The following is a 14066-nucleotide window of genomic DNA, read 5'->3' on the forward strand; positions in this document are numbered from 1 at the left end:
CTCCTGGGAGGGGTAGGGGTGGGTTATGCCCCTACATCAACGGGTGTAATCTGCCATAAATTTTCCTGATCACCCTAAACCCAGAAGACCCATAAATTTGCCGTTTTGGCTGTCTTCAGACTCTTTTTTTCCTACAATTAACTATTCATGATTAACAGTTCTAATTAATTTTTGGATGGCGCGGGTTTGTAGTTTTTGTTGGGCTTTGAGTTCTTCGAGTTCCGCTTCTAAATGGGCGATGGTGTCCGCGCGATCGCGGGCCAAGTCTTGCAACTCAGTCACCTCTTGGCGTAACTGGGCCACTCGTCGAGTTAAAACTTCCGCAAAGCGAGCATTCGCGCCATTGTAGGCCACCTGGAACATCAAAATTGGTTTCAGGACTTTCCGGGCCAGTCGTCGAGTGGCGGTGATGGCTGGCCCGAAGCGGTGGGCCGAGAAGAGGGGAACATGATAAATATTAGCCCGTTGGCGCAGGGCGATGAGATCGTCATCGCGATCGTCGTGTAACTGATCAACCGATTCAATCATCGGTGGAGGCGCATCCTCTAGGCCAATACTCGACGAGAGATGCTGACGGAGTTGGCGAATCAGCTTGGCTTTGGGATTTCCGTTGGCGGGGTGGTCAGATTGGCGATCGCGAGACATTGACGATTCCATGAGGAGACTCCATCAGGCTAACTCGATTTGACAATCATCTCCTACCATAAATCGCAGCGCTTTGGGGCGAGGACGACCACTTCCCAACTGGGCGCGTCGGCCAATCAAACTATCCACAATCCGCTGTTGAATGCCCTCAATCCGGGTTTCTTGTAGGATGACGCTATGTTCTAACTCTACATCCTTGAGGATAACGCCATCGGCGATGCTGCTGTAGGGACCAATAAAGCAGTTTTCCAGGTGACAGTTTTCACCAATAATCACGGGGCCACGAATGGAACAGTTAATGAGTTGGGTTCCCTGGCCAATTTTCACCCGGCCCACCACTTGGCTATCCGCGTCGAGTTCCCCGAAAATGGCGGTTTGCAGTTGGGTATCGAGGAGAATTTGGTTGGCGCTGAGGAGATCGTCTTTTTTCCCGGTATCCAGCCACCAGCCTTCGAGGATTTGCGCTTCGACGGGATTTTTATGATCCAGAAGGTTACTAATGGCGTCGGTGATTTCCAATTCTCCCCGTTCCGAGGGTTTGATGCGGGCGATCGCCTGGTGAACAGCGGCGGAGAAGTAATAAATCCCCACGAGGGCTAAGTTGGAAGGGGGAACGGCGGGTTTTTCCACCAATTCCAAGACACGGCCCGTTTCATCTACCGTCGCCACCCCGAAGGCGCTAGGGTTCTCGACGGGCCGCAAGAGAATCAACGCATCGAGTTGTTTGTCTTGGAAGTGGTTGAGAAAGGGGGTGAGGTCGTTTTGAATCAGGTTATCGCCCAGATACATGACAAAGGGAGCGTCACCGAGGAAGGGTTGAGCGATTTTGACGGCGTGGGCCAGGCCAGCGGGTTCCTCTTGCAGAATGTAGGTAATTTTGGCCCCGAAGCGATCGCCGTCTCCGGTGAGTTTTTGCACTTCTTCCCCGGTTTCCGGGCTAATGATAATCCCGATATCGGTGATTCCCGCTGAGACGATGCTTTCAATCCCATACCAGAGGATGGGTTTGTTGGCGACGGGCACCAGTTGTTTCGCCCCTGTGTAGGTGAGGGGACGCAGGCGCGTTCCTTTTCCGCCGGAGAGAATCAGTGCTTTCATAGTTGGGGGGAGAGTTAACACAAATATCGCTGCAAGGAACCGCCCCAATTATAGGGGGCGATGAGCCTCTTGTTCACTGGATTCTCTCGGCTGAGGTGGGATTCCGGAGTTTACTCGGGGAAGAGGCGGGGGATATCGATGCAACAATCGGGGAAAGCTTGGGGGCGATCGCGCCGGCGAGAATCCCCGTCTCAACGATACGATGATAGTCGTCGATAGACCATTAGGCGAGGGGGAAACTCATACTCAGTCTCAATCTCAGTGGCGATCGCAAATCTGGGTAAAATCCTTGATGGCTTCACCAGACAATACTGAGATCTAACTGAAAGTTTGGTAAGACGGTTTCGCCATCGAGGGTCACGGGGCGATCGCGACATTCGGGTTCGAGTCCCTGGCGATAAAGTTCTACCCTCTGGGCTTGTCGGTCAATTAACCACCCTAGCTTAACGCCAGCCTCCTGATATTCCGCCATCTTATCCCGCAGGTCGTTGAGGTTGTCACTGGGGGATTTGAGTTCGAGGACGAAGTCAGGGGCGATGGGGGGGAAGGTTTCGCGATCGCTTTGGCTAAGGGCTTCCCAGCGATCGCGACGGATCCAGGCCAGGTCGGGCGATCGGTTGCCGCCGTTGGGGAGTTTGAAGCAGGTGGAGGAATCAAAGACGTAGCCCAGTTTGCTACGACGATTCCAGAGTACAAAATCCGCTGACAGTTCGACATTGCGATTTCCAGTTTCGCCACCAGTGGGAGGCATGATGATGAGTTCTCCTCGGGAGTTTCGTTCAAATTTGATGTCGGGGTGGTTGTCGCACAGTTGCGCGAACTGGCGATCGCTCAGTTGGATGAAGGGAGTGAGGTCGAGGGTGTAGGTCAGCATCTTTGAACGAGGAGAGGGCGATCGCTGTTTCTGGAAACTGAAGTTGTTTCAATCATAGCGCCCGCTTAAGATTGAAGGGGGGCATCTTTAGCTTTGTTGCTGTGTGACTTTAAAAAATTATTTAATTCGGGGTTAAGCGGATTGTGCATCACCCTCAATCAGACTACAAATCGGGTTATCCCTTGACGTGTTGAGTGTTTAGGTTTTTAGACTGTTTATTCAGGTGCATCTCAGTCAGTCCAATCGCTAATAAACAGCTAGATTGTGATGAGATGCACCCAACAGACTCTCTACTTTTTCTTCAACCAGGAGAACATCGCCCGCAAGTCTTTACCGACTTCCTCAATAGGGTGTTCGGCTTCCTGACGACGCATCGCCGTGAAACCCGGTTTACCCGATTGATTTTCTAAGACAAATTCCCGCGCAAATTGTCCCGATTGGATTTCGCTGAGAATCTCTTTCATGGCGGCTTTGGTTTCCGGAGTCACCACCCGAGGACCCCGAGTGTAGTCGCCATATTCAGCCGTGTTGGAGATACTGTCACGCATGGTCGCGAGACCTCCTTCCACGACCAAGTCCACAATCAGTTTCACTTCGTGCAGACATTCAAAATAGGCGAGTTCTGGTTGATAACCCGCTTCAATGAGGGTTTCAAACCCGGCTTTAATGAGCGCACTTAAGCCACCACATAACACTGCTTGTTCGCCAAACAAATCGGTTTCGGTTTCTTCCCGGAAACTGGTTTCTAAGATACCGGCGCGGGTTCCGCCAATCCCTTTAGCATAGGCCATAGCCCGATCGCGGGCCTGGCCAGAAGCATCTTGATACACTGCAAACAGACAAGGAACGCCTTCCCCTTGTTCGTAGGTCCGACGCACCAAATGACCGGGGCCTTTCGGCGCAATCATGACCACATCGACGTTGTCGGGGGGAACCACTTGACCAAAATGGATGTTAAATCCATGGGCGAAGGCCAGAACATCTCCCTCTTTTAAGTTGGGTTCGATTTCTTGTTTGTAAACGGTTTTCTGCACCTCATCCGGTAGCAGAATCATGATTAAATCGGCTTTTTCGGCGGCTTCAGCCACGGGATACACCGTTAGGCCAGCATCTTTGGCTTTGGGGGCGGATTTACTGCCAGGATAGAGGCCAACGATGACATTGACGCCACTATCTTTTAAGTTAAGGGCATGGGCGTGCCCTTGGGAACCATAGCCGATAATGGCAACGGTTTTATCGGCGAGTCTGTCCAGATTCGCATCTTGGTCGTAGTACATGCGAGCCATATGCACGTCTCCTTGAAAAATTCGGTGAATCGGCTGACTATCACAGGAATGCTGCCGCTGTGGTGAATCGTTGAGGATTCAGCGTTAGATAGAAAACACAATCTTTTATTGTACCAAAGAGTGGTCGGGCTGTTCGGGGTTGTAAGTTTCCGTCGCGATCGCCCGCGTTAGATCAGATCACAGGTTAAACTACAGAACATGGACAGTGACCCGCGACAACGGTTCGAGAGAGGGACAACGACTATGAGGCTCGGACGGTATTCTATCGAGTTTGCGACTCAGGTAGTGACAGCCACGGCGGTTGTCCTGTTGTCGAGTTCTGGCAACGTGGTTCAGGGACAGGAGTCTGCACCGTTAAGCGAGAGCGAGGCCCAGGAATTGCAACAGTTTCGGGCGCAGGAGAGTTTTCAGGAGAATCTGGAACGGGCGATCGCCAACAGTGTCAGTTTACGCGATCGCATCGATGCTCAAATTGAAACCGCCCTGGCCAGCCAACGACCCGCGATTACCGCCGTGTTTGTGGTGTTGGCCCTACTTCCCCTCCTGGGGGCGATCGCCGTTTGGCTAATTCTCAATCGTCTCGAAACCCGGGCCAACGCCTACGCCCAGGAAATGAACAGCATCAAAAATGATGCCATGGCCGAGTTACTGGGGATGATGAATGAAGCCCAATCGGTCTTAAATCAGATCCAAACAACCATCAACGAACCCTTACCGAAGGTTCCCGTCGGTACGCAACGCCAACTCGATAAGCGTTCTCAATCCCTCGATGACTCCCTCGATGAGGATGACCCCCGAGAGGAGACGTTTCCCTCGCCGCCGCCTCCGCTAGATATCACTCAAGACGATCTCTCTCAGGAGGTTGAGGAGAACTCGATCGCCGCCGAGGAGTTAGATCAACAAGAGGCCCAAGAATCCGAACAAGAGGAGGACATTCCGCCCTCCCTGAACTCCATTTTGGACTCAGAAGAGGACGACGAGGATGAAACTCCCCCACCCTCATTCAACTCGATTTTGGACTCAGAAGAGGACGACGAGGCGTTAGACCCCTCTCAACCCCAATCCGTGAACTCCATCTTAGACAACGACACGGAGTCCGATGAATCCTCAAATCACTCGACCACCAACGCGGCCAGTGTCCCGCCGCCGATGACCTATCGCGGTGGTGACGAAGCCATCGCAACCGCCTCAGAGAACCGTCTGAATGGCAATTCTGGCAACTCTACCCCCCCGGCCCAACCCCCCGTCCAACCCCAGTCATCTCAGGCCAGTGCAGCGGAATTTTGCCGTCAAGCCAACGCCTTGTTCTTTAGTGGCCGCTACGCAGAAGCGATCGCCGCCTATCAGCAAGCCGTCCAACTCAAACCCGACTATCATCAGGCCTGGAGTAATCAGGGAAGCGCCCTATTTCATCTGCAACGCTATCCCGAAGCCATTAGCGCCTATAATCGCGCCCTCAGCATCCATCCAGACTATCCTGAAGCCTGGAACAATAAAGGGGGCGCCCTCTCGAAACTGGGGCAATATGAGGAGGCTTTGGCGGCCTATGATCGCGCCGTGGAACTCAAACCCGATTACGTCGAAGCTTGGAACAATCGCGGTTTAGCCTTGATGGAACTCAAACGCTATAAAGAGTCTGTCGCCTCCTATAACCGGGCCGTGAAACTCAAACCCGATTATATCGAAGCCTGGAATAATCGCGGTTTAGCCTTCGCCGCTGCCGATCTTCATGATCACGCCCTACGCTGTTTCGAGAAAGCCCAGAGTCTCAACCCCGATTATCTCGATAGTTATCGCAATCAGGGGGTATCCCTGGCCGCCCTCGAACGCTATCCCGAAGCGATCGCCGCCTACCGACGGGGAACCGAGATTCAACCCCAAGATATCCCCACTTGGTACTATTTGGGACAACTCCTCACCCAACTGCAACGGTATGATGAGGCGATCGCGGCCTATGATGAGGCGATCGCCCTGCAACCAGCTATCCCCGAGATTTGGTATAACAAGGCTGGTTGCTATAGTACGCAAGGCTTTGTGGCCCCCTGCTTGGAAAGCCTGCAAGAGGCCATTCGTCTCGCCCCCCATCCCTATCGTGAACGAGCCCAAGTTGATCCGCGTTTCGATGAGATTCGCCAAGATGAACGGTTCAAACAATTGTTGGTATGAGGGGGAACGGGGAACAGGGAACAGGGAACAGGGAACAGGAAAAAACCCACCCCTAACCCCTCCCAAGAGGGGATGGCAAGAGGCTAAAAACCATGAAAAAAAACCTTTGTGGTTGCCTGGTCTTGGATGATTCTTTTACAACCCAACTTAACGATTTACCATGATGCAGAAATCCTATATTTTAGCGGTTCTATCTCTCCTGTTGGTGTCTCCCAAAGGGGCGATCGCACAAGATCCCACCGCCCCCCAACCGACTCCCCCCGACGCGGCGGCCCCGCTGCCGCCGGACGGCCCCGCAGAACCCTCATTTACAGCCCCAGTTCCCACAGAACCCGCAGAACCCTCCTTTATTGCCCCCGTTCCGGCGGAACCCGACCCGAGTTTAGATTGGCAAATTGACAATCGCTTGCGTAATAGTCCCGTGGTTCAGGATGCGATCAATGATGCCGTTGATCGCAATTTTTCCTGGACATTTGGCTTATTAAATATCCTCTTATTGCTGTTGATTTTATTCCCCATCGCTGGGCTTGCCCTGTTGTGGTGGATGCGCCGAGAAATGGTGTCTCAAGTGGTTGATGAAGTCGAAGGCCATCTCTCGGATGAGTTGAAAGCCGAAGTCAGCCGGGAGTTAAAAGCTGATTTTGCCTCAGCCAGCGCCCCAGCAGCGGCTTCAGCCGCCGAACCCGCCCAACTTAAAGATATGGTGTCGATGGCCTTGTCGGTGCAGAACGTCATGTCCAATGCCCGCCATACCATTGAGAACTCCATGCAACTGCAAGATCGACTTGATGGACGGTTGCAGGATGTCTTAGAACTCCAGATGATGCAGGGGCGACAACTTGAAGCCAATGGACAGTATACTGAGGCGATCGCCGCCTTCGATCGCGCCATCGAAGTCGATGAACGCCATCGGGAGGCCTATTGCGCCAAAGGGAGTCTTCTCATTACCCTACAACGCCTCGAAGAAGCCCTCGCCACCTATGCCCAAGCGGTGAAAGTGGCCCCCGATTGTGCCGAAGCCTGGTATGGGATTGCCCGCTGTTATGCCCTCGTCGGCCATCAGGAACCGGCCATTGATAATCTCAAAAAAGCCATTCATCTCAACCCCAGCTTGAAGGAACAGGCCCAACAAAATGAGGCCTTCGCCAATCTGCGGGAACAAGACGCTTTTCAAACAGCCCTAGTCGGTTAAATCGGCTATCCATTGAGATCCTCGTCATGGGGGCAACCGCCGGGGTTTGCCCTCCCTTAAAACGATTGATTTGAAGTATCAATTTGTAACAAGGACTTGACAACTCGATACAATAGACTCAAACAAATCAATTTTTATCTAACCTTATGAGTCAAATTGCCTTAAATACCTTGGCGATCGGCATTTTTAGCCTCACCATGTTTTCCCTACTGGGGCCAATGCTGCATCTGTCACCCCTGTACCCGGCGGCGACGGTTTTTGCCCTGTTGGGGTTAGCCACGGTCGATCAGCTAGGCTTCCAAGGCCAGGGAGGACTGGTGTTTCTCGATTGGTTGGGGGCCAGTACCAGCGATCGCCGTCAGCGCGTCATTCGCCATGAAGCGGGCCATTTTCTCGTGGCCTATCTGCTAGAAGTTCGCATTGCCAACTACAGCCTCAGCGCCTGGGAAGCGCTGCGACAGGGACAAACCGGGCGCGGGGGGGTACAGTTCGATGATGGCCAGTTACTCTCTCAACTCAGCCAAGGACAACTCTCCTCTCAGCAGTTAAATCGCTATGCCATGATTTGGATGGCCGGAATCGCCGCCGAAGAACTTGAGGAAGATGCGGCCCGAGGTGGCATTGACGATCGCCAACAACTGCGTTTAGTCTTGCGTCAGTTGCGTCCCATCGTGGGCGACAGCGAGGCCCGAGAACGCTGGGCAATTTTACAGGCCCGCACCCTCATCGATCGCCATCGGGATGCCTATGAGGCCTTAGTTGACGCCATGTCACAAGGGTTAAGCGTCCAAGACTGCTGCGATCGCATCCAACAGCATCTCACCCCAGCCGTCTCCTAATCGCCTCTTGACGGGGGTGGTTGTTTCGTCCGATGGTTGAACTCAGCAGGTAGTCTGGGCCGGCTGAACCCGGTCACAACTGCCAGAACTCGGCCAAAACTAGCAATCATAACAAAAAAGGTTTGAAAAACGTCATGAGCGGGTTTAAACGACTGGTGGCGATGCTTTCGGTAGTCATCGCCCTGACGCTGACGGGATGCAGTACCTCCCCAAGCAGCGGCTTAACCTCATTTACCGATAGTTACGACGGCTATCGCTTCCTCTATCCCAACGAATGGATTGAGATGGATGCGTCGAACCTGACGCCGGATGTGGTGTTACATGATCTCATCGAACGCAGTGAAAATGTCAGCGTGATTATCAATCCCGCCGAAGCCGGACAAACCCTAGCGGATTTGGGAACCCCGACAGAAGTCGGGTATGAACTCTCGAAACGGGCCATCGCCCCCGAAGGAAGCGATCGCGTGGCAGAGTTAATCGATGCCCAATCGCGACAGGATGAGGATGGCAAAACCTACTATATCCTCGAATATGCCGTCACCCTGCCCGATCAGCTGCGTCACAACATCGCCAGCATCTCAATGTCTCGCGATAAACTCTTTACCCTGAATGTTTCAACCACAGAACGCCGTTGGCAAGAAATTCAGGATAAACTGCGGATTGTTGCTCGTTCGTTCTTTGTCTACTAATTTGCTAATTTGCGTTAGGAATCCTTGGACGACTGTTTGTTGATAAAGTCCCGCAGGAAGGTCCCATGAGTTCGCCGATTCTGATTCTTGCCTCCGCCTCGCCCGCCCGTCGCCAACTGTTGCGCAGTGCGGGAATTGAACCGATTGTCTGTCCAAGTGATTTAGACGAATCCCAGGTTCAACTCAGTAACCCCGTGGCCTTAGTCCAAACCCTAGCCCAACTCAAAGGGGAACGGATTGCAGCCGGGATTCGTAGCGAGGATATTGCCCCCCACTCTCTCGATGACCAACAGCCTGAGTCGGTGTTGGTGTTAGCCTGTGATTCGGTGTTAGTGTTAGGCGATCGCATCTATGGTAAACCGGCCAATGCCTATGAGGCGATCGCCCGCTGGCAGTTAATGCGCGGCCAAGTCGGTGAACTCTATACGGGCCACGCCCTGGTGGATATCGCCCAAAACATCACCCTCGTCAACTGCGAAGTGACTCGGGTTCATTTTGCCAGCATCAGCGACTCAGACATCGAAGCCTATGTAGCGACAGGAGAACCCCTCAATTGTGCCGGCTGTTTTGCCATCGATGGTCGAGGTAGCCTCTTTGTTGAAAAGATAGAAGGCTGTCACAGCAATGTAATTGGCTTGAGTTTACCCCTGTTTCGACGCATGATCGTGGAACTCGGCTATTCAGTGACTCATCTATGGAATACACCCCGCTAGAGAATGGCTGACGCAGAAATTATTGTAATTGGCAGTGGTATTGGGGGCTTAGTGGCCGCCTCCCTGCTGGCGCGTTATGGAAAATCGGTGGTGGTTTGTGAAAGTCATGTCCTTGCAGGCGGGGCGGCCCATGGATTTTCTCGTCGAGGCTTTCATTTCGACGCGGGACCCTCGTTTTTTTGCGGTTTAGGCGACGGTCCTAGTCTAAATCCCTTGCGCCAGGTTCTCAATGCCTTGGAGATGTCCCTAGAGACCATCGCCTACGACCCCTTAGGAGAGTATCATTTCCCCGAGGGGACTTTTCCCGTGTACTGCGATCGCGATCGCTACCAGCAAGAAATCGCCCGCGTCACCCCCAGCGGCGCCGAAGAATATCGTCAACTTGAACGCCGTCTCGGGAAACTCTACAAGGGAATGCGTCAAATTCCCACCCTCGCCCTACGCAGCGACTGGCAAGCCATTCCCTTTTTGGCCCAACATTACCCCGCCAGCCTCCTAAAACTACTATCCATTGCCGGATTGACGCAAAAAACCGTCGGGGAAATTATGGACACCTGTGTCCGCAACAGTTGGGTGCGGCGGACGGTACATTTAGAATGTTTCCTCCTCTCAGGGTTGAAGGCCTACGGAACCATCGCCCCGGAAATGGCCTTTATGTATGGTGAACGTCATCACGCCAAGGTAGACTATCCCCGAGGCGGAAGTGCGGCCATTGTGCAGGCCTTGGTGAAAGGGTTAGAGAAATGGGGAGGCGAGTTACGCTTGCGAACCCATGTCGAGAAGATTTTAGTGGAATCGGGCCAGGTGACGGGGGTGCGCCTGCGTAATGGCGAAACCCTCAAAGCGCCGATTGTCATCTCCAACGCCACGGTTTGGGATACCTATCGCAAGTTACTCAGTGGACATCATTTGCCCCCAGCTTATCGCAAGGAAGCCCTGGAATTGCCCCGCTTAAATAGCTTTATGCACCTCTATCTCGGGATTCGCGCCCAGGGATTAGAGGATTTGAGGGGCCATCATGTGGTGGTGTTGGATAATACCCTTGATATCAATGTACCGGGCAATACTTGTATGGTGTCGATTCCCACGGTTTGGGACCCGAGTTTAGCGCCCGAGGGCTATCATGGGATTCACTGTTACACCCTCGAACCTTATAAGTCTTGGAAACTGGATGCCCAGTATGAGGAACGCAAACAGCGGCGATCGCAATCTCTCTATCGTGCCTTAGATAAGATTATCCCCGGAATCCGCGATCGCATCGAGTTCGAGATGGTGGGAACGCCGATTACCCATGAGCGTTTTTTGCGGCGCTATCAGGGAACCTATGGCCCCGGAATCCCGCCAATTCAAGGCATTTTCCCCCTCAATCAAACGCCGGTATCGGGATTGTATCGTGTCGGTGATACGACGATGCCCGGAATTGGTGTTCCAGCGGTGGCCGCGTCGGGAATTCTCTGTGCCAATAGTTTAGTCAGTCCTCAGCAGACTTGGCAACTGTTGCAAGATGTGGGGTTGGCTTGACGGTGTGGGCAATCTGTAGGAGGGTGAGGGATTGCCGAAGTTTGAGTTACTAGGGTTGGAGGTGTGTCTGTGAGTCATCCCCGTCAGGTTGCGTTTTGGGCGCTGAAAGAGATTGAACGCAAGGATACCTCTGTCGAGGTGGCTTTGCAGGGACAGTTGGCTAAGTCTGATTTGACCCGAGGCGATCGCGCCTTGGTGACGGAGTTCGTCTATGGGGTGGTACGGCGGCGGCGATCGCTCGATGCCGTTATCGACCAGTTTGGCAAAAAACCGGCCGCGCAACAAGCCCCAGATTTACGGGTTTTGTTGCGTCTCGGTTTCTATCAACTGATATATCTCGATCGCGTGGCGGCGGCGTTAGCGGTGGACAGTACCGTGGAATTGGCGAAAGCCAATCGCTTGGGAGGATTATCAAACGTCGCCAATGGGATGCTACGGGAGTATTTGCGTCAACGAAGCGCCGACAATCCCCTGGGAATCTCCCTTCCTGAGAATCCTGTCTCCCGGTTAGGGGTGCGCCACAGTTACCCCGATTGGATTGTGCAACAGTGGTGTGATCAACTCGGAATTGAAGAGGCTGAACACCTCTGTCGTTGGTTCAATCAACCGCCCCAACTCTATTTACGCATCAATCCCCTGAGAACCTCTCTGGAGGAGGTGGAAAACAACTTCTTAGAGGCGGGTATTGCCGTCGAGCGGCTGCCCAATTTGCCGCAAGGGTTAAAATTGCCCTCCGCTGGTCATATCGAGGCGCTACCGGGCTATACGGAGGGCTGGTGGACGGTCCAGGATGCCAGCGCCCAATGGGTGACGCATCTGTTGAATCCCCAGCCAGGGGAGGTGATTGTGGATGCTTGTGCCGCCCCAGGGGGGAAAACGACTCATATGGCTGAGTTGATGGGCGATCGCGGGCAGATTTGGGCCTGCGATCGCACGGCGTCTCGTTTGAAGAAAGTGAGGCAAAATTGCCAGCGCTTGCAGCTGCGATCGGTACAACTGTTACAAGGGGATAGTCGGGAGTTCCGCCAGTTTGAGGGGAGTTGCGATCGCGTCTTATTAGATGTTCCCTGTTCGGGGTTAGGAACCCTCCACCGTCGCGCCGATTTACGTTGGCGACAAACCCCCCAGGGGATTGTTGAGTTAGCGCAACTTCAGGCGGAACTCTTGGCGGCGGCGGCGACTTGGGTGAAACCCGGTGGGGTGTTGGTATATGCGACTTGTACGATCAGTTCGCCGGAAAATGAGGGGGTGATTGATCCCTTTTTACAAACTCACCCGGATTGGCGGGTTGAGACGCCTTCCGAGGCGTTGGGGTTAGGGGAGGCGGAGTCTCCCCTGGGGTTCCGTCTGTGGCCTCATCGCCATGAGGGAGATGGCTTTTTTATGGTGAAGTTGCGGCGGCGCTAGGGGGGATATTTCCGCGATTCCAAGGAATAGTTGCTAATAAACAATTCTGAGCCTTTATTGGCTTTTTCTTGTTTATAATTATTCATGCCATACTGCAATTCCCATTCATAAATGTTGGCAAATTGGAAGTTTTCACGCACGTCTGGACAGTCATCATAGGTAATCAACCAGAGATGAGGGCAGGGTTGCAGAAGTTGGGCAAAACGATCATGGTCAAAACGACTATGATAATGACCTCGTTTCCCATAGAGTTTAGATTTGGTGGCACTGAGGTAGGGTGGATCGAGAAAAATGAAGCTAGGATCGCCCGTTGAGTTGGGGTCATCTTGCAGTAATTCACTATAATCAAGAGTGGTGATTGTTACTCCATCTAATACTTGGTCAAGCAAACTTAATCGGTCAATTGAAGAGTCCGTAAAACGCTGTTCAAAGGCATTTTGCGAATAGCCTCCCGCTTCAATGGTTCCAGAAAACGTAATCCGATTGAGAATAAAAAAACGAACCGCCCGTTCTAAGTTTGAGAGGTGGTCAACCTCAACTGTTGCTAACTCTTTAAATAACCCTTTTCCATCATTACAGGTTCGTTTGATGTCTCGAACAGTTTGCGTAAACTCAGTCAGTTGAGATTGGGCGCATTTCCAGAAATAATAGACATCAGGATTGAGGTCGTTAATCCAAATCGGTAAATTTGGATTTAACTTTTTCAGTTCTATAAACACCGATCCACCGCCAACAAAGGGTTCCCGATAGGCTTGAAATGAGGCGGGAAATTGGGCAAAGATTTGGCGTAAGGCTTTGGATTTTCCGCCAGGATAGCGCAAGGGAGTACGAACTGACTTGGAGATTGACATCAATAAATCGGGTTGTTAGAGATTATAAAAAAGTCAAGTCTATGCAAGATTAAAACCATTTCCGTAGGGGCGAAAATCCCCTCCAGGGAGGGGTCAGGGGTGGGTTCCCCTACAATTTTGTACCCCATGCAACCCACTACACCGCATTTCCTAAAAACCCATTCCTAAAAACCCATTTAATGCCAAACAATCTACAATCTTAGCTTCAGCGCAACCCATAACTTACGCCAAATTAGACGGAGGCGCAGAACGATACTGCTGCAATTGCAAGGCGACAGCTTGTTGAAGATCCGAACGTTTCACTTCGACTCCCGTTTCCCGTTGGCCTGGAGTTTCAAACAAAATTAGACTATCCACGCGATCCAACGCCAATAATTGGAACAAAATATGAGTTACCGGAAGCGCAACCGCCAGCAATTGCGGGGCCTGGCTATCGGGTTCACTCGCTTTCGCATCCTCGAAACTCGGAAAGCCGTAAATCACGGATTTTTCCAAATCCGCATTGAGACGATTACTCAACGTCGTCATCAACCAATTGCTATCAGGAGTTTGTAGAATATAGTATTGCTGATGACGTAGGCGATCGCCGAAGGCTTTGAGAACCGGCGCGATCGCCGCGATCGCCCCCGGCGTCGAACCATCCTGAGGCGCATTATCAATCAGGGTTTGAATTTGCAGATCTAAACTCATAGAAGCAGAATAGTAAAATTTGGTACGGTAATCCCTTGACAAACCATTGAACTTGGTGTAATTTCCCCAAAACCCTTAGAAATTCCCCCAATCCC

The 14066-nt window shown here is 52.4% G+C and carries 13 protein-coding genes; 7 read left to right on the forward strand and 6 right to left on the reverse strand.

Annotated elements, in window-relative coordinates:
- Positions 1–141: 141 nt before the first annotated feature.
- From R6U67_RS05270 to ilvC, 4 genes are all read right to left on the reverse strand, one after another.
- The gene (locus tag R6U67_RS05270) at positions 142–657 is read right to left on the reverse strand and encodes a hypothetical protein (RefSeq protein WP_410251575.1); all 516 of its coding nucleotides are present in this window, start codon (positions 655–657) and stop codon (positions 142–144) included.
- Between the two features lie 12 nt (positions 658–669).
- Positions 670–1743, reverse strand: coding sequence for a glucose-1-phosphate thymidylyltransferase (locus R6U67_RS05275; protein WP_410251576.1), 1074 nt, complete (start codon positions 1741–1743; stop codon positions 670–672).
- Positions 1744–2041: 298 nt separating this feature from the next.
- A complete protein-coding gene (locus tag R6U67_RS05280; protein ID WP_410251577.1) occupies positions 2042–2617 on the reverse strand; it encodes a Uma2 family endonuclease in 576 nt (191 codons plus the stop codon).
- A gap of 290 nt (positions 2618–2907) precedes the next feature.
- Positions 2908–3909, reverse strand: a complete 1002-nt coding sequence (gene ilvC, locus R6U67_RS05285; RefSeq protein ID WP_410251578.1) for a ketol-acid reductoisomerase — start codon at positions 3907–3909, stop codon at positions 2908–2910.
- A gap of 237 nt (positions 3910–4146) precedes the next feature.
- On the opposite strand from ilvC, the gene R6U67_RS05290 reads away from it, so the two are divergent.
- The 7 genes from R6U67_RS05290 to R6U67_RS05320 all read left to right on the forward strand — a co-directional run bounded on the left by R6U67_RS05290 (position 4147) and on the right by R6U67_RS05320 (position 12430).
- On the forward strand, positions 4147–6069 hold the full coding sequence (locus R6U67_RS05290; protein ID WP_410251579.1) for a tetratricopeptide repeat protein: 1923 nt from the start codon (positions 4147–4149) through the stop codon (positions 6067–6069).
- Positions 6070–6229: 160 nt separating this feature from the next.
- Positions 6230–7261, forward strand: coding sequence for a TPR end-of-group domain-containing protein (locus tag R6U67_RS05295; protein ID WP_410251580.1), 1032 nt, complete (start codon positions 6230–6232; stop codon positions 7259–7261).
- A gap of 146 nt (positions 7262–7407) precedes the next feature.
- Complete coding sequence (locus R6U67_RS05300) at positions 7408–8100, forward strand: ATP-dependent Zn protease (RefSeq protein WP_410251581.1); 693 nt, start codon at positions 7408–7410, stop codon at positions 8098–8100.
- Positions 8101–8234: 134 nt separating this feature from the next.
- The gene (psbP, locus tag R6U67_RS05305; RefSeq protein ID WP_410251582.1) at positions 8235–8789 is read left to right on the forward strand and encodes a photosystem II reaction center PsbP; all 555 of its coding nucleotides are present in this window, start codon (positions 8235–8237) and stop codon (positions 8787–8789) included.
- A 65-nt stretch (positions 8790–8854) separates the two neighbouring features.
- Entirely contained in the window at positions 8855–9502 is a 648-nt protein-coding gene (locus R6U67_RS05310; RefSeq protein ID WP_410251583.1) for a Maf family protein, read from the forward strand.
- Between the two features lie 3 nt (positions 9503–9505).
- Positions 9506–11023 carry a phytoene desaturase family protein gene (locus R6U67_RS05315; RefSeq protein ID WP_410251584.1) on the forward strand — a complete coding sequence of 506 codons (1518 nt, stop codon included), beginning with the start codon at positions 9506–9508 and terminating at the stop codon, positions 11021–11023.
- Between the two features lie 69 nt (positions 11024–11092).
- The gene (locus R6U67_RS05320; RefSeq protein ID WP_410251585.1) at positions 11093–12430 is read left to right on the forward strand and encodes a 16S rRNA (cytosine(967)-C(5))-methyltransferase; all 1338 of its coding nucleotides are present in this window, start codon (positions 11093–11095) and stop codon (positions 12428–12430) included.
- Here the strand turns inward: R6U67_RS05320 and R6U67_RS05325 are convergent.
- Together R6U67_RS05325 and R6U67_RS05330 are read right to left on the reverse strand one after the other, a co-directional pair.
- Positions 12427–13281 carry a DNA adenine methylase gene (locus tag R6U67_RS05325; RefSeq protein ID WP_410251586.1) on the reverse strand — a complete coding sequence of 285 codons (855 nt, stop codon included), beginning with the start codon at positions 13279–13281 and terminating at the stop codon, positions 12427–12429. The two genes, R6U67_RS05320 and R6U67_RS05325, sit on opposite strands and share 4 nt — an antisense overlap.
- A gap of 222 nt (positions 13282–13503) precedes the next feature.
- Positions 13504–13971 carry a hypothetical protein gene (locus tag R6U67_RS05330; protein WP_087710281.1) on the reverse strand — a complete coding sequence of 156 codons (468 nt, stop codon included), beginning with the start codon at positions 13969–13971 and terminating at the stop codon, positions 13504–13506.
- Positions 13972–14066: the final 95 nt, after the last annotated feature.

It is taken from the genome of Sodalinema sp., assembly GCF_046483825.1.
In the GTDB taxonomy this organism is placed as follows: domain Bacteria; phylum Cyanobacteriota; class Cyanobacteriia; order Cyanobacteriales; family Geitlerinemataceae; genus Sodalinema.

Bases quoted from the DNA above. Each gene is read 5' to 3' on its own strand.
- R6U67_RS05270 (WP_410251575.1), bottom strand. From the start codon at position 657: ATGGAATCGTCAATGTCTCGCGATCGCCAATCTGACCACCCCGCCAAC.
- R6U67_RS05275 (WP_410251576.1), bottom strand. From the start codon at position 1,743: ATGAAAGCACTGATTCTCTCCGGCGGAAAAGGAACGCGCCTGCGTCCC.
- R6U67_RS05280 (WP_410251577.1), bottom strand. From the start codon at position 2,617: ATGCTGACCTACACCCTCGACCTCACTCCCTTCATCCAACTGAGCGAT.
- R6U67_RS05290 (WP_410251579.1), top strand. From the start codon at position 4,147: ATGAGGCTCGGACGGTATTCTATCGAGTTTGCGACTCAGGTAGTGACA.
- R6U67_RS05295 (WP_410251580.1), top strand. From the start codon at position 6,230: ATGATGCAGAAATCCTATATTTTAGCGGTTCTATCTCTCCTGTTGGTG.
- R6U67_RS05300 (WP_410251581.1), top strand. From the start codon at position 7,408: ATGAGTCAAATTGCCTTAAATACCTTGGCGATCGGCATTTTTAGCCTC.
- psbP (WP_410251582.1), top strand. From the start codon at position 8,235: ATGAGCGGGTTTAAACGACTGGTGGCGATGCTTTCGGTAGTCATCGCC.
- R6U67_RS05310 (WP_410251583.1), top strand. From the start codon at position 8,855: ATGAGTTCGCCGATTCTGATTCTTGCCTCCGCCTCGCCCGCCCGTCGC.
- R6U67_RS05315 (WP_410251584.1), top strand. From the start codon at position 9,506: ATGGCTGACGCAGAAATTATTGTAATTGGCAGTGGTATTGGGGGCTTA.
- R6U67_RS05325 (WP_410251586.1), bottom strand. From the start codon at position 13,281: ATGTCAATCTCCAAGTCAGTTCGTACTCCCTTGCGCTATCCTGGCGGA.
- R6U67_RS05330 (WP_087710281.1), bottom strand. From the start codon at position 13,971: ATGAGTTTAGATCTGCAAATTCAAACCCTGATTGATAATGCGCCTCAG.